Source organism: Methanocella sp., assembly GCF_035506375.1.
In the GTDB taxonomy this organism is placed as follows: domain Archaea; phylum Halobacteriota; class Methanocellia; order Methanocellales; family Methanocellaceae; genus Methanocella.
The window spans coordinates 38,790-57,161 of record NZ_DATJPM010000039.1; the positions used below are offsets into that span (position 1 = coordinate 38,790).

The 18,372-nt window shown below is 60.3% G+C and carries 22 protein-coding genes; 7 read left to right on the top strand and 15 right to left on the bottom strand.

Going from position 1 to position 18,372, the window contains the following annotated elements:
• Positions 1–16 precede the first annotated feature (16 nt).
• The 3 genes from VMC84_RS04960 to VMC84_RS04970 all read left to right on the top strand — a co-directional run bounded on the left by VMC84_RS04960 (position 17) and on the right by VMC84_RS04970 (position 1,687).
• Positions 17–403 carry a hypothetical protein gene (locus VMC84_RS04960; RefSeq protein ID WP_325378701.1) on the top strand — a complete coding sequence of 129 codons (387 nt, stop codon included), beginning with the start codon at positions 17–19 and terminating at the stop codon, positions 401–403.
• A 1-nt stretch (position 404) separates the two neighbouring features.
• Entirely contained in the window at positions 405–713 is a 309-nt protein-coding gene (locus VMC84_RS04965; protein ID WP_325378703.1) for a DUF2102 domain-containing protein, read from the top strand.
• A 101-nt stretch (positions 714–814) separates the two neighbouring features.
• Positions 815–1,687, top strand: coding sequence for a presenilin family intramembrane aspartyl protease PSH (locus VMC84_RS04970; RefSeq protein ID WP_325378813.1), 873 nt, complete (start codon positions 815–817; stop codon positions 1,685–1,687).
• A gap of 168 nt (positions 1,688–1,855) precedes the next feature.
• Here VMC84_RS04970 and rnhB read toward each other — a convergent pair whose 3' ends face one another.
• The 6 genes from rnhB to VMC84_RS05000 form a co-directional block, all read right to left on the bottom strand.
• Positions 1,856–2,515: a ribonuclease HII gene (gene rnhB / locus VMC84_RS04975; protein ID WP_325378705.1), complete on the bottom strand. Its 660-nt coding sequence runs from the start codon at positions 2,513–2,515 to the stop codon at positions 1,856–1,858.
• A complete protein-coding gene (locus VMC84_RS04980) occupies positions 2,506–3,567 on the bottom strand; it encodes a DUF2117 domain-containing protein (RefSeq protein ID WP_325378815.1) in 1,062 nt (353 codons plus the stop codon). Before VMC84_RS04980 ends, rnhB begins: the two co-directional genes overlap by 10 nt.
• Positions 3,551–4,432 (bottom strand): endonuclease III, encoded by an 882-nt coding sequence (locus VMC84_RS04985; protein WP_325378707.1) that lies wholly within the window; start codon positions 4,430–4,432, stop codon positions 3,551–3,553. The genes VMC84_RS04980 and VMC84_RS04985 overlap by 17 nt, the downstream gene beginning before the upstream one ends.
• 32 nt (positions 4,433–4,464) lie before the next feature.
• Positions 4,465–5,235, bottom strand: a complete 771-nt coding sequence (locus VMC84_RS04990) for an HAD family hydrolase (RefSeq protein ID WP_325378709.1) — start codon at positions 5,233–5,235, stop codon at positions 4,465–4,467.
• Between the two features lie 40 nt (positions 5,236–5,275).
• The gene (locus tag VMC84_RS04995; RefSeq protein WP_325378711.1) at positions 5,276–5,905 is read right to left on the bottom strand and encodes a hypothetical protein; all 630 of its coding nucleotides are present in this window, start codon (positions 5,903–5,905) and stop codon (positions 5,276–5,278) included.
• Positions 5,906–6,225: 320 nt separating this feature from the next.
• The gene (locus VMC84_RS05000) at positions 6,226–6,825 is read right to left on the bottom strand and encodes a class I SAM-dependent methyltransferase (RefSeq protein ID WP_325378713.1); all 600 of its coding nucleotides are present in this window, start codon (positions 6,823–6,825) and stop codon (positions 6,226–6,228) included.
• Positions 6,826–6,922: 97 nt separating this feature from the next.
• Between VMC84_RS05000 and VMC84_RS05005 the strand changes: the two genes are divergently transcribed.
• The gene (locus tag VMC84_RS05005; RefSeq protein ID WP_325378715.1) at positions 6,923–7,495 is read left to right on the top strand and encodes an aldolase; all 573 of its coding nucleotides are present in this window, start codon (positions 6,923–6,925) and stop codon (positions 7,493–7,495) included.
• A gap of 310 nt (positions 7,496–7,805) precedes the next feature.
• On the opposite strand, the gene VMC84_RS05010 is transcribed toward VMC84_RS05005, so the two are convergent.
• The 6 genes from VMC84_RS05010 to VMC84_RS05035 are packed head-to-tail and all read right to left on the bottom strand — an operon-like array spanning position 7,806 to position 13,808.
• On the bottom strand, positions 7,806–8,357 hold the full coding sequence (locus tag VMC84_RS05010) for a sarcinarray family MAST domain-containing protein (protein WP_325378716.1): 552 nt from the start codon (positions 8,355–8,357) through the stop codon (positions 7,806–7,808).
• The gene (locus VMC84_RS05015; protein WP_325378718.1) at positions 8,354–11,314 is read right to left on the bottom strand and encodes a DUF7286 family protein; all 2,961 of its coding nucleotides are present in this window, start codon (positions 11,312–11,314) and stop codon (positions 8,354–8,356) included. Before VMC84_RS05015 ends, VMC84_RS05010 begins: the two co-directional genes overlap by 4 nt.
• Complete coding sequence (locus tag VMC84_RS05020; protein ID WP_325378720.1) at positions 11,307–12,401, bottom strand: DUF7284 family protein; 1,095 nt, start codon at positions 12,399–12,401, stop codon at positions 11,307–11,309. The genes VMC84_RS05015 and VMC84_RS05020 overlap by 8 nt, the downstream gene beginning before the upstream one ends.
• A gap of 1 nt (position 12,402) precedes the next feature.
• Positions 12,403–12,834, bottom strand: coding sequence for a DUF7285 family protein (locus tag VMC84_RS05025; RefSeq protein ID WP_325378722.1), 432 nt, complete (start codon positions 12,832–12,834; stop codon positions 12,403–12,405).
• Positions 12,812–13,399, bottom strand: a complete 588-nt coding sequence (locus VMC84_RS05030; protein WP_325378724.1) for a hypothetical protein — start codon at positions 13,397–13,399, stop codon at positions 12,812–12,814. The genes VMC84_RS05025 and VMC84_RS05030 overlap by 23 nt, the downstream gene beginning before the upstream one ends.
• A complete protein-coding gene (locus tag VMC84_RS05035) occupies positions 13,392–13,808 on the bottom strand; it encodes a hypothetical protein (RefSeq protein ID WP_325378726.1) in 417 nt (138 codons plus the stop codon). The genes VMC84_RS05030 and VMC84_RS05035 overlap by 8 nt, the downstream gene beginning before the upstream one ends.
• A gap of 75 nt (positions 13,809–13,883) precedes the next feature.
• Between VMC84_RS05035 and VMC84_RS05040 the strand changes: the two genes are divergently transcribed.
• Positions 13,884–14,285 carry a hypothetical protein gene (locus VMC84_RS05040; protein ID WP_325378728.1) on the top strand — a complete coding sequence of 134 codons (402 nt, stop codon included), beginning with the start codon at positions 13,884–13,886 and terminating at the stop codon, positions 14,283–14,285.
• Between the two features lie 37 nt (positions 14,286–14,322).
• Positions 14,323–15,045, top strand: a complete 723-nt coding sequence (gene tatC, locus VMC84_RS05045) for a twin-arginine translocase subunit TatC (protein ID WP_325378730.1) — start codon at positions 14,323–14,325, stop codon at positions 15,043–15,045.
• Positions 15,046–15,330: 285 nt separating this feature from the next.
• Here tatC and VMC84_RS05050 read toward each other — a convergent pair whose 3' ends face one another.
• Positions 15,331–16,011: a site-2 protease family protein gene (locus tag VMC84_RS05050; RefSeq protein WP_325378732.1), complete on the bottom strand. Its 681-nt coding sequence runs from the start codon at positions 16,009–16,011 to the stop codon at positions 15,331–15,333.
• 104 nt (positions 16,012–16,115) lie between these two features.
• Here VMC84_RS05050 and VMC84_RS05055 point away from each other — a divergent pair, with 104 nt between their 5' ends.
• Positions 16,116–16,631: a GTP-binding protein gene (locus tag VMC84_RS05055; RefSeq protein WP_325378733.1), complete on the top strand. Its 516-nt coding sequence runs from the start codon at positions 16,116–16,118 to the stop codon at positions 16,629–16,631.
• Positions 16,632–17,016: 385 nt separating this feature from the next.
• On the opposite strand, the gene VMC84_RS05060 is transcribed toward VMC84_RS05055, so the two are convergent.
• Positions 17,017–17,766, bottom strand: coding sequence for a hypothetical protein (locus tag VMC84_RS05060; RefSeq protein ID WP_325378735.1), 750 nt, complete (start codon positions 17,764–17,766; stop codon positions 17,017–17,019).
• Between the two features lie 72 nt (positions 17,767–17,838).
• Positions 17,839–18,291 carry a bifunctional nuclease family protein gene (locus tag VMC84_RS05065; protein WP_325378737.1) on the bottom strand — a complete coding sequence of 151 codons (453 nt, stop codon included), beginning with the start codon at positions 18,289–18,291 and terminating at the stop codon, positions 17,839–17,841.
• Between the last annotated feature and the right edge of the window lie 81 nt (positions 18,292–18,372).

An 18,372-nucleotide genomic window follows, 5' to 3' on the forward strand; every position in this document is an offset into this window, starting at 1 on the left:
CCGGTTTATTTTTTATTTGGAAAAGATGGGAAACAGGCTACAAACGATGGGGTGGGAGTTCGACATAGAGGAGCTCTGCTTTAACTGCCGGGCCCAGGCCATCCAGCGCATAAAAATACTGCCCCGTGAACTGCTGACGCAGTGCATGAGCTGCGGGGCGGAGGCCCACTACGCCCAGTATGGGGCCCACGAGGAGAAAAAGATGCCCGCGCTGGAGGGCACCGGCGTGGACGCGGAGTTCGGCGCCTGGCGCTTCTGTCATGAGGCATGCTGCCCGCACTGCGGGGCGGAGGCCCCCAGCGAAGTCATGATCGACCCTGCCATGGCCCTGGTAGCCTGCGAAAAATGCCTGTTCACCCGGCTATACAGGTTCGACGCGTTCGATAAGAGCTGGCGGAGGTAGCATGGACGAGACGTGGATGATCTTCGTGATGCCCGAGACAGGGCTCTGCGCCGGGGACCTGGCGCAGCAGGCGGAAAAGGCGGGCCTGAGGACGAAGGCGACGTGCTTCGGCACGCTCGCCGAAGGCGAGGAGTCGAAGGTACGTAGCTTCGTCGACGGCCTGAGGCGGAACTGCCGGGGGTCGATATACGCCCGGCGCCGGGGCTTCTCGATCGAGGACACCGTGATCTGTGCCCGAACATTCCGCCTCGACGAGAGCCCCCCGTGGCTGCCCCGCTATACGGGGCAGATAAGGCGCTATACATCGTGATGATGGCATAGCTTTTTATTTCTATAGCGCGCCAATAGCAGAGAGGAGTTACACTGGAGAAGCTGAAGATCGGGGAGTGGGCGGTCATCGCCGGCATCGCGCTGTTCCTTCTGCTCGTGCAGGCCATCTCGCTGCTGCTTGTGCCTCCCCTTCAGAGCTACCACCTGGATAATGCCTTCGGGAACCCGGAGAGCGTTTGGAACTCGCTTTATTACGTGGTGCTGCTGTTGCTTTTCACCGGGGCCATGCTTATCATAGTCAGGTACAAGGTGAACTGGCTGATCCAGGCCATCATGGCCGTCGCCGTATTATCGACGCTGGTCTACGTCCTGTTCGGCCTGGCCGTGCTGCTCGTGCCGTCCGTCGACCCGCTGATCGCCGGGGGCGTATCGGTCGTGCTTTCCCTGCTGCTCACGGCGCTTCTCATCGTCTACCCCGAATGGTACATCATCGACACGGTGGGCGTGCTGGTGGCGGCGGGGGCGAGCGCCCTCTTCGGCATATCGCTGGCCATCCTGCCGACCATCGTACTGCTGGTGATCCTGGCCGTCTATGACTATATCTCCGTCTACAAGACGAAGCACATGCTCAAGCTGGCCGAGGGCTTCATGGACCTGAAGATGCCCATCATGTTCGTCATGCCCCGGCGGTGGGGCTACTCGTTCATGGAGAATAATAAGGGCCTGCCGGCCGAGGGTGCCGAAAGGGAGGCGTACTTCATGGGCCTGGGCGACGCGGTCATGCCGACCATGCTGGCCGTATCCGCCAACGCCTTCCTCAGCGCGCCCCCGCTCCTGGGCTTCGTGAACGTGCCCGCCCTGGGCTGCATCCTGGGCACGCTGGTCAGCTACGTCGTCTTAATGTACATCGTGGTGGAGCTGAAAAAGCCCCAGGCCGGGCTGCCGTTCCTCTGCACCGGGGCTATCGCGGGCTTCCTGCTCGGCTGCCTCGCGGCGGGCGTCCGGCCCTTCTAAGCCACGCTAAGGCTAAAAAGCGCTCGAAGACCGTTTCAGCCACGAAGTAACACTAAGCCGGCTCTAAGCTGCTCTAAGATTTTATAATTAGATGCTGTGGTGAATTCTATTTTCACCGCAAAGCCCCGTAGTCGCCAACACAACAGTAGAAAAAGCCGCTGAACTGGCTTAATCGAACTGGAAAAGCCGGGCCTGCAAACAGTCGTTGATGATGGCCGTCGTGGTCTTCCAGGACTTCCTCACGAACGGCGGCATGCACTTATTCTTCTTATAATAGCCCCGTAAAAACTCCCTCGTGATGGGGTCGTGCGAGTACCCGCTCCCCACGTCCTCCCCGATGGATTCGCAGATCTCCTGAACGAGGGCGTCCCGGTGGACCTTGGCCAGGATGGAGGCGGCAGAGACAACGGGATAGTCCCGGTCGGCGTTATGCCTGGAGACGATATCGAGCTCGAAATCCAGGCCTTTTTTCACGTTGATGCCGAAACGCTCCGCGTTCACGTCGCAGGCGTCGACGTACGCGACCGCGGGCCTCAGCGCCCTTAAGATATTCGAAAAGCACTCGACCTCGAGCTCGTTGAGGTTCGTCTCGTCGTCGGCCCTGGAGTCGATGCGCTCCGGGCTCACCACAACGAGCTCATACTCGCAGACCTCTTTAATTTTTACGGCGAACTCCTCTCTTTTTTTAGGCGTGAGAAGCTTGGAGTCCTTAAGGCCCATGGACTTGATCTTCCTGTGCTTCTTTTCGCTGACCGAGACGCCGCAGACCACCATGGGCCCAATAACGGGGCCCCGGCCCGCCTCGTCGATGCCAGCGATCAAGGGCACACCTCGTAGGCGATCTCCAGACGCGAGAGCTCATCCTTTATTCTCTCCACGAAGCCCTCGAAGGTGTCCGTGCCGCCGATTTTTTTAGCCAGCGCCGCGCCCGCCTCGTCGTCCGTCGTGCCGGAGACCCTGAGGACGACCGAGCCGCAGGCCCTGACCGGGCCCTTCAGCACGCCGTCCCGGTCGCCGTCGGTGATGCCGACGATGCGCACGCCCCTCCGGGCCAGGACGTCGCCCGCCACCTCGGTCGTGTCGTCGCCCACGGCCAGGGCGCAGACCGTGTCCGCGTCGACGTTCTCCAGAGAGCCGAAGGCGATGTGGTCGATGACGGCCATATGCCCCTTGCCGTACCGCACGGGATAGTCGCACTCCGGCCCGGCCTTATACCGGATGTAGCCAGACTTGAACTTCACGTCGGCCGCCTGGCCCAGCCGGGCCAGCCCCGTATCCTTGGCCGTGACGCCCTCCAGGCGCACGATGCGGCCGTCCTTCATGTGGACCTTCACGTCGGGGCTTTCCACGACGCCGATAAGGATCCCGTTGGCGAAGAGCGGCTCGCCCGGGCAGGCACACCTTACACTATGGCACTCGCCATCCTCATTTTCAGATGGACGGAGCCGCCTCAGGGGCAGCGAGAAATGCTCCGAAAGCGCCTTCGCGACCCATGCGGCCGTCTCGTTCGGCTCGACCTCCCATAGTATAATAACGCCGTCCTTTTCCGAGGCCCGCTCGACCTGTATGGCGGTGCGTCCGGCGCGGCCGACGACGATGTCCCCGAAGGCCAGGCCCGAGTCGACGGTCTTTCCGTTGTTCACCAGGACGGGCACGGGGCAGGGTATCGCGGCCAGCGTCCGGCTGGGAAGCTCGCATCGCGCGATATCGACGGCGTGTTCCAGCCTCATGTCGATGATGGCCGTCCGGCACATGGTGCCCGCGGCGCAGGCGCGCACGTCCCCCCGGGTCCCCAAAAAGGCGATGACCTTCGCGACCTCGCCCGAATAGACGGCCTCCGGGCCGTGGACGATTACGCCGAAGTCACAGGAGCCGCTCAGGCCGAACCACCCCCCGCTTGGGGCACACGTCCTCTACCGGGCAGATATGGTGCAGGGGCACAAGCGCCTTGCAGAAGTCCCTCCCCAGGTTGATGATGAGTAAATGGGCCATGCCCGGTATTTTATGCTTCTTCTCGAGGTCTTCCTTGACCTTTCGCTTTGCGACCTCGCTGTCGCCTGTGGACTGGCTCAGGCCCAGCCGCTGGGATACGCGGCAGATGTGCGTGTCCACGGGGGTCACGCTGTGCCCCAGAGAAAACAACAGCACGCAGTCGGCGGTCTTGGGGCCCACGCCGTATAAGCTCAGCAGCGCATCCCGGGCCTCCTCTGCAGGGGCCGCCCTCATCCACTCCAGGCTTCCACCCCATCTCTCAATGATCTGTTTCGAGCATTGGATGATGTAGACGGCCTTATACGGGCCGGAAAAATGGATGAGCTCCTCCAGCTCTTTTTTATCGGCACCGGCCATCTTGTACACGTCGATGCCCCTGTAGCGGTGCTGCAGCCTGTGGAACGTCTTCCGGGCGCTGTCGGCCGTCTTGTTCTGGGTCAGGATAGTGATCATAAGGGAGATATACGGGTCCTGGAGCCTCATGACCCAGCAGCGTTTATAGAATTCCTGGAGCTGCAGGAGGATCTTATTGTTGCCCTTATAGACGTCGTTCAGGGGATAATCGAACACGGACACGACCTCGTCGTGGAACTCGGGCGGCGTCACCCTCAGGGACCCGTCCGGTAGCTGCTCCAGGCGCACGTCCCGCTCCGCCCCGGGGTAGTACCGGACATAGCTGCCGTCTTCCTGAAGCATCCACTCCAGTGCGGTGATCTGGATGTCCATGGTCGAGCGAAGGTCGATGTCCATCATATAAGCCTCAGATACGGCATCATATCCTATATTTACTTTATCTTGAGCGCTTCGACGGCCGGCGCCACGTCGATCAGCCGCACGACCGTTGCGTCCGGCGTGCCGCAGCGGCCACCGGCATCGTAGTAACGGGTCGCGTACTTCTCGAAGCCCGCCGAGTACTTGTTGAAGAGTATGGCGCTCATGCCCGCCTCCCGGGCGCCGTAGATGTCGAGGAGCACGCTGTCGCCCACGTGCACCGTCCTTGACGCCTCAGAGCCCAGCCCGGCCAGCGCCCTTTCGAAGATGCGCCTGTTAGGCTTGATGTAGCCGACCTCGTTGGAGAATACCGTGGCGTTGAAATATTTCAGGATGCCATAGCCGTCGAGCACGCGCCTGATGGTCTCGCCCGGGGTGCGGCCCGTGTTGGAGATGATGCCGATCCGGAAGCCTTTATTTTTAAGGCTTTCAAGAGCCTCAGGCGCCCCGTCCACCATCAGGGGCTTAAAATCAAGCAGCGCGTCGGCGTAGGGCTTACGAAGGATGTTCTTATTGGGCTCGTCCGCCTCCAGGCCCAGGCCGTCCAGGAGCAGCGCGACGTGGCCGTCCAGGCTCGCGTCCCGCTCGTCCCTCCAGAGGCCGGACAGGCACGCCTCCGAGTGCTCGTAAGCATTCGACACCTCCTCCATGGTGAACCGGAAGCCCGCGTCCCTTAAGGCCGTCTCGACCCGGCCGATGCGGGCCAGCCTGACGCGGTCATCGTAGAACTCGTGCACAAGAAGCGTGTTCCAGACGTCGAAGGTGACTGTGTCTATGGGCTTCATTTAAAAAAAGCTCTACGGCTAAACATTAATAACTTTTTGATTATCTCGGGCTGGAGGCGAAACGGTCGACGACCTTCTTCGTGTCCTCGCGTATGGCCCGGACCTCTTCGGGCGCGAGCCCGCCCTTTCTTCCCGCGATGCCGATGACCTTCTGGGCGCCGCTCTCCACGGAGTATAGGCCCACGCCCCTTGCCTCGACGTAATAGTATGGCTCCTGCTTGACATTATAAAGTTCCTGGAACAGGCCCGAATACACCGCGGCGTCCTGGTCGGGCGTCTTGCTCGTGGACGCGATGACCAGGCCGTCCCTGGAAGCGAGCGTCAGAGAATTCAGCCGGTACTTCTGGGTGAGCGTGACCATGCTTTCCGAAAGAGAGCCTTTGACCACGTCGATGGCGGGGATCTCGACCTTTCCCGACACGGGCGTTTTCATGGCCTCCATCGGGCCTGGCATGGGCGGCTTCGCGGCCGGCTTAGCCGCCTCGGGCTTCGGCGTCTCTTTTACGGTCGCAGGGACCTCCTTCCGGGCATATTCCCGGTAGATCCGGTACAGTTCCAGGGCCAGGTAGGCGATGGAAACCGCCAGCACTGCCGCCACGAGGAAGTCGAGCAGCAGCGTCGCGGGGTCGCTCGCGCCGAAAAAACCGTACAAGCCATCAGCTATATCCATTTCCTACTCAACCCTCAGCTAACTACCATTTGTTTAACTGATATTTAAATTGTGTCCTGAATCGTGTCCTGAATCAAAAGACTCCGAGGCATTTTTATATAATGTATTATATAGTAAACTAATGGTTGCAATACAAAATTCGCCCTCCGAACAGGGCCCGGGCAGGGAATCGTAAAAACGCCTGCGTTGCCGCGATTTCCTCTCCATTTCCCCTAATAGCCCATAGTGATAATTCGGTATATGACCTTTGTGGTCCCCGGATCTTAAGCTCTAAAATCTGGCTAAGTCCGCGAAGCATGCTTCGCGGCCTTACGTCGGGCTTATTTTTGGGCGACGGCCGTGATCTTGTGGCGGGTGAACTCCTCGCCGCTGAAGGTCTTCTGCGATATGGCGCTGTCCATCCGGAGCAGCGTGAACCCGGACAGCATGGACTTCACTTCCTCCTCGGAAAAGTAGTGGTATATGATGCCGCTGTGCCGGCGGAAGGTATCGGGCTCCACAAGGATGCCGCCATAGCGCATGTCCTTCTTGCCGAACACCTGAATAAATAGTAAGCCCCCCGGGACGAGCACGCGCTTTATTTCCATGACCGCCGCGTTCCTCTCGCCCTCAAGCAGGTGCTGGAGCACGTCATAGCACACGATACCGTCGAAAAAGCAGTCTTTAAACGGAAGGTTCCGCACGTCGCCCTGCACGACCCCATGTTCGGCGAGGGTTAACAGCGCCCCCCTCGATATGTCGATGCCCACGGCGTCAAAGCCTGCCCTGGCCAGCGGGGCCAGCATCTTCCCGTTGCCGCAGCCGGCGTCGAGCACGCGGGCGCCCGCCTTCAGGTGCTCCTTCAAGGGCTCGATGCTGTAGGGGCCCCTCCAGGTGGTACGGGTGTATTCGTCCTCCCAGGCCTTCAGATGTGATACCACGATTAAAACCCCATTGTTTCCTGTGGAAATTCAGCCGGCGGGCTTATTTTACATGTCGCCATCCATAGCCTTAATAATATGCGTGAGATATGGGGATATGATGTGGCGGGATATCGCATACTGGGGCAAAAAGCTGGCCGCCAGCGGCCTCGTGAGCTCGCGGTTCGGGAACATCAGCGTCCGGACGCCGGGCGGTCTGCTCATAAAAAAGACGGGCGTCATGCTGGACTCCATCGAGGGCGCCGACGACGTGGTCGAGGTCGGGCTGCATCCCTCGCCGGCGGACCGCGAGGCCTCGTCGGAGACGTCCAGCCACCGTGCTATCTATCTGGCCACGGACGCGAGGGCCATCATTCACGCGCATCCCCAGTTCGCCGTGGTGGAATCCCTGTTGTGCGGGGACGAGATCAAGCCGATGGACAGTGAAGGCATACCTTTCCTCGGCACCATACCAGTTGTGGACGGCGACTCGGGCTCGAAGGAGCTCTTCGATAACCTCACGCGGGTCTATACCACGACGAAGTACCGGGGCGTGATGAACCGCGGCCACGGGTCCTTCGCCATCGGCCCCGACCTGAAGGACTGCTTCAACACCACGACGATGATAGAGCACAGCTCCAAGGTCAAATACTTCGCCGACCTGGCGCGCCGGGGCGGGAAGGACAAATAACGGTCCCATAAGCTTATAAAGCCTGAATAAGCCCGTTTTTCAATTATCACGTTTAATTTTGCCACATCATGACGGACATATCGTGTGCCTTGTTAGCATATACCTGATATTAGACCGGAAGGGCCTCTGACCCTTCCTATTTTCACTTTTTATAGTTAAAAATAGGTTAGCGGTTGTAGTTGAACATCCTGTAGGCGCCCGACTGGATCAGCCTGTTGTTGCGGGTCCAGTCCCTGGCTTCTATGGACCTTTTTATTTTTAATTGTTTTAATAATTTTTTTAACATGATTTAGTATTAATCGCCGCCTGCTTAAATATGCTTTGTGATACGTGATATGCGATGGCGCGCGGCGAGCGATAGCATGGCTAATGCCGCCCCGGCCTGCATCAATGAGTCGGGGCCCGCCTGCGCCGGCGGCTGATATTTCTCGGGCGAGATGTACGCCTCCATGACCGTAAAATACCCCTGCACGTCGCCGTCCATTGTCTCGCCCCAGACGTTGTACTGGATGTCGAGCGGCGCCGTGCCTCCCGTCCAGGCGTCCGTCGGGGCCATGACCCACTGGTAATGCACCGTATCGTTCGGGCCGCCTTTCTTACGCACGATATCCTCTGGGTCTCCGGATATCCGCCGGTACGACTCCAGCCCTCCCCCGGGCTCCCTAAGTCTTGCAGACACAGTCGTGTGCCTGTCCGGAGTCACGTACAGGTCAATCGTAAAAGGCTCGTCGACTTTGAGTGTGACGCCCGTTACAGTGGCCTCCTGCCCGTTATAGTAAGCCTTGATGACGTGCTTCGCCTCGGCGACGGCCGGCATCGAGACCACGACGGCCAGCGTGAGCAGCAAAATATACGCCTTCATGCTTTCGCCTCCTCGTCGAACCCCGGGCTCTTCTCTTCCCAGCCGCCCAGCTTATCGCCGATGCCCTGGGGCCCGGGCGGAACGACGATGAAGGTGCACGTCCGGATGTAGAACCTGACCGGCTCGTTATTCCCCACGATGTCGTCGCCTTCGCGGATGTCGAGCATGGGGCGGCGCACGTAGACTGTCGCACGCTGTCCCAGTATGGGGTCGGGCATGGGCTCGTTATCTGCATCGTAGACGGCCAGGTACGGTATCTCGCCCTTAATTTCTATGTACCACATGTTCATTGTCGCCCACCAGCCCCAGGGCGGCAGGAGGGGCAGGCCCATTGGGATGCGCTTAAGCGCGTTACTAATCGCCGCGTCGCCGGCCCTGCCCGCCGCCTCGGCCATGAAGTCCTTAAAAACGCTTTTCACGCTATCCGAGAGCGTGCCTATGACGCAGGAGATGGCCTGCTGCTCTGCCCCGAGGATCGTCTCCTCGGCCTTGCTCTCGATGTAGTCGCCGTACGTGTCTACGTACTCGCAGGACTTCTTCGCCAGCCCGCTCTCCGCGCGGGCCTTAGCCTTTTGTGCGAGATCGCCGGCGATCTCCCGCTGCAGGGAGCCGTTCTTCATGTCCCGCACGGCCTGCCCTGGCGTGCGGCCATTGAAGGAGTTTTCCACCGTGCCGTTCACGTCCTCCCGGGTGACCTGGCCCCGCAGGTCCTGGTCGTGGACGAGGGCGTCGTTGATCCGGTCCTTCACGGCCTGCTTCGCCTGCGAGGAGACGCCGTCCACGAGCTGCGACGTCTCGGCCGTTATGGTATCGTTGGCGAGCCTGCATGCGGCGCCCGAAACGGCGTCGATGCCGTCGAGCACGGCGCCCGTCGCCGCCCCGGTGTCGACGATGTCCGTAGGCAGGGCGAAGGCGCACACATTTCTCACCCGGAGGGGCCTCACGGTATAACCCGTCTCCGGGTCAGTGTAGTTCTCCACGTCCAGGTAGTTCGGCCTCTGGTCGATGGCCAGGGACACGTTCTCCTCCCATTTATAAGGGTCGTCCTTGCCCTCTCCTCCCGATAGCGTCATGTTCAGGCCGAAGGGTATGAACATCTTCGTGTTATCCAGAAGATCCTTCGATTTGCGGGCGCCGTCTTTCACCGTCGAGGAGTTCATGGAATCCGAGTACTCGCCAAGCTTCCGGTCGATGCGGCCGTCCGCGTCCGCGGAGGCGTTCGCCGAGGCGTCCAGCGCCTCCCGGATGCCGTCAATGAACGCCCTCCGCTGGTAGAAAATGTACTTGGCGCCACAGCCCTTGAAAATGCCGTCCTCGCGATAGCTGCCCTCGGATAAATAGTCGGAATAGTTACGGCGGAACTGCTCCCTCATCCGGCCGTAAGCGTCGGTCATCATCTCGTCGTAGGAGGCGTAGTCCGAAGCCCGGAGCGTGACGTTTATGGCCTGCTTTACAAGGGGGGCGAGAGCCCTAAGTTCAGACACCGAGGCGTACTCCACCCACTCGTTATGCTCGCATGCCAGCTCCACGGTGGGCCCGGAGCCTCCGTCCGGGTACAGGACGCGGTCGAACAGGATGTCCTGCACAGGAACGGCCGCGTGGTACCCGTCCACGGCCCGCACGAGGTTTGAGTCGGCGTACGCCCTGCCCCCCGAAGTGAACTCCGTTTCCTGGTGGGGCGCTTGTATATCATTGTACACGAAGAGCAGCGAGCCGTCCTCCATGACGTAGTCGATGGTCACGGTCTCGTCCCAGCCGCTGCCCGTCGAGTTGTTGGCCCAGGCCTTCCATACTTCCCGGAAGAAGGGCCCGGTGCCGTTAGCGTTCGGCGTGAGAGGATACGATTCCTGGCACACGCTTCCCGAATCATTATACCGCTCCGCGGTCTCCCTCCTATGGACTTCTATGTACATGCGGCAGCCGTATGCGCGGTCCACGTCGTAGCGGCTGACCGGGTCCGCGATGGCATCCCTCAGCGCTTTATCCACAACCTCGTCCGCATTGAAATGGTACTCGTCGGGCACCCGGTCATCGGACAGCGACTGCCTCGAGGCGTTGCTGAAGTTGTACTGGTTGATGTACGAGAGGCTGTTGTGCTCTTCCACGTCCTTCGTGGAACGGGAACTGTCATAAGTGTATTTTACCAGCGACGCCAGGCTTACGGGGTCCACGGAGTTATACTCGCAGCCCTGCTCCAGGAGCGAGGCAGCGTTGGCGATGAGAGCGAGGTCTTTGTCATCCACGATGTTCGAGGGCTCTCCCGTGTAGTACTGGCAATAGCCCCGGGCCCAGGTATAGGCGAACGAGGCAGCCGTTATGTCCGTGAGCATGGCAGTGCCGTTCAGGCGGGCCTCGTACTCCCCCGTCAGGCTCTCCAGCAGCGGCAGCCTGGAGGTAACCAGCGTCCTGGCCGTGTAATCCTCCGTATGGTCGAGGGATGTGCCCGGGCTCGTGATATGAAGCCGCACGGGAATCGAGGCCACGTAATAGGCCGGGTAGCTGATATTGCACTGAAGGACAGGGTGGTAGACGACGCGGCTCATGTTCATGCTTACGGGCTCGACGCTGACGTCGCCGCCCGGGCTGGCGTCGATCCTGTATTCGCCGTACACGAAATCGCCCCGATAGTTCGCCTCCAGGTACTGCGACAGGTTCCGGCAGGCCATGCGCTTTAGCCTGAGCAGGTTAGCCTCTCCAGGATCCATGGTCGAGTTGACGATGGGCCTCTCGCCGATGTCCTCCTCGGCGTAGATGCAGGCATAGTTGAGGGCGTTATCGATGTCGCCCTCCGCGCAGGCCAGGGCGTCGTTCAGCTCGCCCTCCCTCTCGTCGTCGATGGCGTTCGAGATGCCCTTAGACTGCATGGCCATGAGATATGCGGATGTCACGGTGGACACGACGATCAATAATATGCCGATGACGGCGAACGGGACCCGGGCGGTATCGTCCTTAAGCATCGGCCGTCACCCACACACTTAGCGTAGCCCGCGCCATGGAAGGGTTATACCGCGTGCACAGCCAGCGCACGATGATATCCCGCTCTTCACCCGGGCCGATTGTGCCGTCGTCCACGCCCTCGACGATCTTATCGGCCAGGGCCTCCAGGGGCTCAGCGTTGTACCGCACGACCATGTCGCAGAGGAGGCTTTCGAGGTCGGGGGTCGCGTTCAGGAGGACGGGGCCGGCGGAGACCGTGTCGTTGTCCGAGAACGTGGCGAGCATGCCGAGGGGGTTCCCCACGTCGTTCGCGGGAAGGACCTCGTAGAGCGTGTTCCCCAGGACTTCTTCCACCATGGGGCGGCTCGACTTTTTAAGGGAGCCGCTCAGGCCTGCCTTAAGCCTCTCCCGGTAGACCGTTTCCGGGCCGCCGGCCCGGTACTCCCGGGTCGCGTTCCCGATGTCCGCCAGCTCGGGCGCGATGGCCTCTTCGATGCGGCTTCCCGTGACGTCGGTCCGGTACGGCATGGTGACGAGCGTGGAGGCGGACGCCGCCTCTTCGGGCTCCGGCACGCCGGAATCGACGGAGCCCTCGAATGGAACTCCGGCGAAGGGGACCCAGCGGAGCGAAAAATGATACCCGTAGCGCTCGTCCAGCCCGACCCGGACCTGCCGCTCCACGGCGCCCTGGACGGCGCTGCGGTATTCTCCCGTGAGCGGGTTGAGCGTCATCGTGCTGTTCTCAATGCGAATCGTGAACTGGCAGGCCGCGGCCTCCGCTGCGATCTCCATCGTGGCCTTGTGGCGATTACCCCTGCCGAGGACGGCCTTCGTCGCCTCACGATAGAGCCACGCTCCAGGGTCAATCCCGCACTGTCCGGCGATGCTGTCGACGCGGTCGCCGAGGATGCGGTACTCGAAGTAGTCCACCCGGCCGCTTTCCAGCGAGGCCAGGCACGAGGACGCCATGGCCCTGAGGCCCGAGTCGGCCGCGGCCTCCTGGCGCTCGCCTCCGGCGATCGCCGGGGACAGGATCAGGGCGCAGGCGGACACCATGGCCAGGAACATGATGGCGTCGATGATGGTCGAATAGCCGTCGTCGTGCACGCTATCGCTCCCACATGGAGACCCTGAGGATGCCCGCGACGCACCGGGCGTCGTTCAGCCTGACCGATACCGGCAGCGCGCAGCTTGCCGATGTGCCGCCGGAAGCGCGGCCCCGCGTCCATCGATATCCGGGGGCATCTACTGTAATTTGAACGGCCCTGTACCCGTAATCGGTTACGACAGACGCGTTATCCAGCTTGCGGGCGTCGAGCGTGTACGGCGAATCTGTTAGCCCGGGGTCGGCGGCGACGGCATGGGCGACGCTCCTCAGGTCGCCCCGGACGTCGGCGTAATACGCGGACGAGGCGTAGGAGGAGTAGGCGGACAGCATCAGGTACGAGAATATTATCATGCCCACGGCCACGATGCCCAGGGCGGGCATATCGGTGAACGGCTCGGTCACTCCCCGCTCATCCCGCGTAAACGAGCACACAGGGCTCCGCCTCCGCGCCGTCCATGGCGTATATAAGCGTCTTTTCAATGACGAGGGGCCGCCCGCGGGGCACTTCCACGGGGCTCACTATCGTGCTCACGCCCGCCCGGACCATGAGGGCTATAAGCGCTTTCGTATGGTTACGGTCGACGGGCCTGTCTTTCGTGCCCGTGGCGTTGAACGAGGCGTTCAGATACTCCCGCATGCCCGCCGTGCCGTTCCAGATCACCGTGCCGTTTTCCTCATATTTTCCAGGCACGATGCAGCCGGCGAAGGGCCTGAAAAAAGTACCTTTTCCGCTCGAGGCGTTCACGTATCCGGAGCTTACTCGCACATCCACGCCGTCGAACTCGTAATAGCGCTCCGCCTTATAGGGCACGGCCATGGCCCCGACGGCCTCGATGTCGCCGCACACCTCGGAGGCGGCGGACTGGAGCGCTACGGATGCGTCGGCCGTTTCCGAGGACCGGAGCATGGTGAGGGCGATGAGAAGCACTACGGCGGCCGCGATGGCCAGCCCTATGCCGGTGAGGACGCCGTAGTCAAAGCCCTTATCGTCAAGCATCCCGCGCCGCCTCCAGTAAGACCGCATAGCTGCCATTATCAGCGACGGCCACGTCAAGCCTGTAAGTGCCCGGGTACAGGGCGGCCGGCGAGAACCGGCAGCCCGAGGCCCGGGTCTCCTGCGACCCGTCGGCGAACTCGATGGAATACGTAGTGCCGTTGAAGACCATGCACTTTACGCTCATTGGTATACAAACCGTTATGGGGGCGCTGCTTCCCGGGCCCCCGGCATCATATTCAGCGCGAGCTAGGCTATCGACGCGGGAGGCCTCCCGCCTCGCCTGTTCCATCGAGGACCTTTCGGCATATTCTTCCACGTAAACGGCAACGCCAGATAACAGCAGGGCTGCGGCTATGAGCACCACGATGAGCCTCATGCCCAGGAAGTCCACGCCTCTCTCGTCGAGCATACTTTTTTTCATTTAGCGGTAAAATACTTATAGTTTACGACTTACTTTAACATAATTGCAAAATTCGTGATAACTATGGAAGCGACGAATAAGAGCGGGGAGCCCGACATCATAGGGCGGGTCATGGCGCTGGAACAGCGCACCAGGGGGCTTAGCGGCCGGGTGAGCGCGCTGGAGCTTCGTTTCTCTGGCGAGTCCGCCTGCGATCCTGTGGAGTTCGTGCCCGGCGAGCCGCCGGCGGGCGGCGCCCGCCTGGAGGACAGGGTGGCGGCTCTTGAGGCGGCGATGAGTAAAAAAGCGCCCCCGCAAAAGGTGTCCATGTTCGACGTGACGGGGCTCATCGTGGGCCTCTCCATGCTGGCGGTGGGCGTGCTCCTGGCCACGGGCAGCTTCGACCTGCTCCGAAACCCGCTGCTGGCGTTCGCCGGCGGCCTCGTCATTCTCGCCTGCACCGGCTACCGGCTTCTAGCCGGCTGACAAAGTTTTTTATTTCATGCGTGAACTCTCATAACCGATGCAGGAAACATCGCTCCCGCCCCACGACCGGGAAATGCCCCTTTCCGAGCACCTGAGAGAGCTGCGGGACCGCGTGGTCATCGTCCTGGCGGTCACGCTCGTCCTCATGGCCGCGACCTTTCCCTTCTCGCCCCGGATTGTCGACGCCATCCTGGCGCACATCGTGCCGGCTTCGGCAAAGCTCATTGCCTACGAGCCCCTGGAGCTCTTCAAGGTGCGCATCATCGCATCTTTCCTGGTGGCGGTCACCGTCGGATTTCCCCTCCTCGTCTACGAGGCATTCTGCTTCGCAGCGCCGGGGCTCTATGGGCACGAAAAGCGTTTCATCTACGCGGTCTTCCCGTTCTCCCTGCTCCTGTTCGTTGTGGGGGCGGCGCTGGCGTATTTCGTCACCATGCCCCTATTCTTTAATATGGTATTCAACTACGAGGGCTCTCTGGCCTCTCACGAGCTCTCTGTCGGGCAGACGTTCGACATCGCCACGAACTTCATGCTGGGCTTCGGCATCGTCTTCCAGGTGCCGCTCGTGATCCTCCTGGCCATCAGGATGGGCCTGGTCAGGAGAAAGATGCTGGCCGACAGCCGGCTCGTCGTCTACGGGCTTCTCGTGGGCTTCGCCGTATTCATCTCGCCCGACCCCACGATGCTTTCGCAGCTTATCGTCGGCGTTGTGCTTATCGTCTTATTCGAGCTGAGCCTCCTGCTTTCCAGGTTCATTTAACACCACTGTCAGGGCCCTCTAAGCGTGATAAGCGGCTCGAAGACTTTTTCAGCCTCAAAGTGGCTCGAAGCTGGCTCTAGGTTCTCTAAGACTTATTAAAAATCGTTGTTGCCGCCTGGTTTAAACTCCGTGCCGCTTGTAAGCACTCTTGTTTCAACCGCACCAGGTTTACACCAGGCGGCAACAATATTATTATAAAATATTTATTAATGTCTTCGCGTAGCTTCAGGCCAGCTTAGTATAGCTTCGTGGCTGAAACAGTCTTCGATTGCGACTTAGAGGGGCTTAAGTGACCCCGACGCCCAGGAACAATATCGCGAGCGCCGCCAGTATGGTGGGCACGCCCACGATCACCCATATGAGAGGGTTGCCCCGGAAGACCTTGCCGCCGTCCAGCGGGTCAATGGGTATGAGGTTGAACGCCGCGAGCATCAGGTTGATCTGGAACGACGCCCAGGCTATGCCGACGAGCAATGGCGAGTTGAGCAGGCCGCTCATGAGCAGGGCAAAGAAGAACATCGTCAATATAATGTTGGTCATCGGCCCCGCCAGCGCTATCCAGAGCTCCTCATTGCCGGCCTTTTGCTCCAGGCTGTCCCAGTAGGCGTCGCTGTCCCCCTCAAAATTATGGGACGTCTGGGACGACGAGTAGGCCGGCTTTCGGATCATGACCGCGCCGGGCGCCGCGAACACTATGTGGATGGTCAGGGCCATGATCACCGTCAGCGCCAGGCCGAATATGCTCGCCTTGTACTCCGCCTGATAGCCATATCGCTGCGCGACGAACTTGTGGGCGAGCTCGTGGAGTATGAAGCCGGTGCCGACCGCGACGGCGACGATGGCCAGGCGCTCGGACGTGAGGCCGTCCAGGCCGCCGTCCACAAGGGCGAAGGATATGGTAAGCACTGCGAAGGATAAAAGTAAGTCTATCAGCTCGGACGTGCCGATACCGCTGGAATAGGCCATGTGCTTTTAATAAAATATGTAAAGTATATCAATTTGTTGATGCCAGGCGCCCGCATAGAAAGAATTATGTTTATAAAAATGTATTTGTGTTAGGGCATTGTCTAATGTTTGAAAACGTAGCCAGAAAAGCCGATAACGGCAACCGCATCAAGGTCGTCGCCTTCGGCTCTTACCACTCGGGCAAGACCTCGTTCATTCGCTGCGTCAACCCGAATCCCATTTCCACGGAGGTCAAGAGCGGGAACGGCACCACGACCGTCGCCTTCGACCTCGCCGTAAAGGACCACAACGGCTATCGGCTCTACTTATACGGCACGCCGGGCCAGGAGCGCTTCGACGTGGCCCGGGAGGTCGTCTCCTTCGGCCTGCACGCGGGCGTCGTCGTCGTCGACTCGACCCGGGGCATGACGGATTTCGAGAAGAGCATCCTCAACGAGCTGCATGCCAGCAAGGTGCCCTGCATCGTCCTGGCCAACAAGCAGGACATGCCCGGGGCCTCGCTGGACCGGGTGAGGAAGGAGGCCAACGGGTTCTGCGAAGTATTTCCCATATCGGCACGAACGGGCCAGGGCGTCGGCGCCGTGCTCGACCGCATCGTGGACCTCGTCCGGGCCGCGTAGGCCGGACACGGAAACTTGTGATACGCCACAGGGGTCCACAATGGCCACTGAGGACTATTTATTATTCACCACAGGGGTCCACAATGAATATAATTGTTTTTTATATACTGAAAGGGGACTTGCCTTCGGCTTTTATAAGAGCGCTCCGCGCGGTCCCCCCTCGCAGACCCCGCTCGTTAGGCCGTCCGGGCGAACTCTGTGCTGCCTCCGTGGCCCATTATTAAAAAACCACTGTGCCCATTGTGGACCACTGTGGTGAAATTATAAGTCATTGTGGCCATTGTGGTATAAACCACTGTGCCCATTGTGGACCACTGTGGTGAAATTATAAGTCATTGTGGCCATTGTGGTTAAGCCCGCCGTGGCCTCTGTGGCCAGCCCCATTTTAGAACAGCCCGTCGAACACCCTCGCCAGGTCGCCCGTCAGCTCGACGTATTTTTCCTTTCCGGGGCGCTCGATGGCGACGACGTCCAGCTCGGGCACGCCCAGCTCGATGAGCCTCCGCTCCTCGCCCGAGTCTATCCTGTCCTCTCCAATGGCGAGCTTCTCCCCTTTTTTCAGCAGGTCGCGGGCGCGGTCCCAGGCGCTGAACGTCGACTCGCCGGGCGATATTTTTGCGGGTTCCCACTTCTCGACCGCCGGGAAGGCGTGGAGCCCGCCGTCCTTATCCAGTAAGGCCTGGAAAGATGCCGGGACGTACCGCCCCCGGGATGCAGCCATGAACTCCTCCAGAAGGCCGCCGACCGACCTCTTCTCCGGGCTCAGCCCCACGCCCTCGAACTCCAGCCATGTGCCGGAGGCGTCCTGCCACAGGTGCATCGCGGGCACCTGGAAGCCCCTGGTCCACCGCTTCAGGCCGCACGAGGTCGTGAGGACCGCGTCCATGCGCCTGGGGATGCCGGCGCCGATTCCGCCGTCGAAGAAGTCGTAGTAAACGTTGGCCCGGTCCTTCGAGGCCCCCCGGTGGCATGGGAACTCTCGGAGGGGCCTGCGGATGCCCGTGTCTGCTAAAAAGACGTTATATTCAAATCCTGTAAGATGGCTGAGCAGGTAGAAGATGCCCGCCGTGTCGCCCGCGATGAGCACGTTCGGCAGCCCATCACGGCGATGGTTGATGGTCAATGGAATGAACATATTTCCATAATGATGAAAATAAGTAGTTAAACGTGCAGTTCGAGCATTCTGAAAGTAATAATAAGTAATTATCTATTCGAAAAACTCTTCCAGGTTGCCGGCCGCCTCGATGTCCTTGCGGTCCACGGCGACCTTGTCGAATATTTCAGGATCGATGAAGATGCTCGCGTTCATCCGCACAGCGAGGGCAATGCAGTCGCTGGGCCGGGCGTCGATCTCGATCTCCCGTCCGGTGTCCTTGAGCATGAGCCTGGCGTAGAACACCTGCTCGTCAAGGTCATCGATGATGATCCGGTCGATCTTGATGTTGAAGCTGTCCATCATGGTCTTCATGAGGTCGTGGGTCATGGGCCTCGGCGTGGTCTCCTGCCTGAGCGCGATGTCGATGGATATTGCCTCAGCGAGCCCGATGTAGATGGGGACCATACGCTCGTTGTCCGCAGCGATGAACACGACCGCCTGCGGCCCGGTGATCGTGCTCACAAAATAGACGCCCCTCACCTTGACGGGCACATAGTCGCTCATACATAGAAATTTGCCTCCGGGTATATAATATATCCTAGAATTTATATGGCCGCGTACGATTGGCCGATAAAATATTCTGCT

Excerpts from the sequence above, each read along its gene's own strand:
- VMC84_RS04965 (WP_325378703.1), top strand. The coding sequence starts at position 405 with ATGGACGAGACGTGGATGATCTTCGTGATGCCCGAGACAGGGCTCTGC.
- VMC84_RS04985 (WP_325378707.1), bottom strand. The coding sequence starts at position 4,432 with ATGATGGACATCGACCTTCGCTCGACCATGGACATCCAGATCACCGCA.
- VMC84_RS04990 (WP_325378709.1), bottom strand. The coding sequence starts at position 5,235 with ATGAAGCCCATAGACACAGTCACCTTCGACGTCTGGAACACGCTTCTT.
- VMC84_RS04995 (WP_325378711.1), bottom strand. The coding sequence starts at position 5,905 with ATGGATATAGCTGATGGCTTGTACGGTTTTTTCGGCGCGAGCGACCCC.
- VMC84_RS05005 (WP_325378715.1), top strand. The coding sequence starts at position 6,923 with ATGATGTGGCGGGATATCGCATACTGGGGCAAAAAGCTGGCCGCCAGC.
- VMC84_RS05010 (WP_325378716.1), bottom strand. The coding sequence starts at position 8,357 with ATGAAGGCGTATATTTTGCTGCTCACGCTGGCCGTCGTGGTCTCGATG.
- VMC84_RS05015 (WP_325378718.1), bottom strand. The coding sequence starts at position 11,314 with ATGCTTAAGGACGATACCGCCCGGGTCCCGTTCGCCGTCATCGGCATA.
- VMC84_RS05030 (WP_325378724.1), bottom strand. The coding sequence starts at position 13,399 with ATGCTTGACGATAAGGGCTTTGACTACGGCGTCCTCACCGGCATAGGG.
- VMC84_RS05035 (WP_325378726.1), bottom strand. The coding sequence starts at position 13,808 with ATGCTCGACGAGAGAGGCGTGGACTTCCTGGGCATGAGGCTCATCGTG.
- VMC84_RS05040 (WP_325378728.1), top strand. The coding sequence starts at position 13,884 with ATGGAAGCGACGAATAAGAGCGGGGAGCCCGACATCATAGGGCGGGTC.
- tatC (WP_325378730.1), top strand. The coding sequence starts at position 14,323 with ATGCAGGAAACATCGCTCCCGCCCCACGACCGGGAAATGCCCCTTTCC.
- VMC84_RS05050 (WP_325378732.1), bottom strand. The coding sequence starts at position 16,011 with ATGGCCTATTCCAGCGGTATCGGCACGTCCGAGCTGATAGACTTACTT.
- VMC84_RS05055 (WP_325378733.1), top strand. The coding sequence starts at position 16,116 with ATGTTTGAAAACGTAGCCAGAAAAGCCGATAACGGCAACCGCATCAAG.
- VMC84_RS05060 (WP_325378735.1), bottom strand. The coding sequence starts at position 17,766 with ATGTTCATTCCATTGACCATCAACCATCGCCGTGATGGGCTGCCGAAC.
- VMC84_RS05065 (WP_325378737.1), bottom strand. The coding sequence starts at position 18,291 with ATGAGCGACTATGTGCCCGTCAAGGTGAGGGGCGTCTATTTTGTGAGC.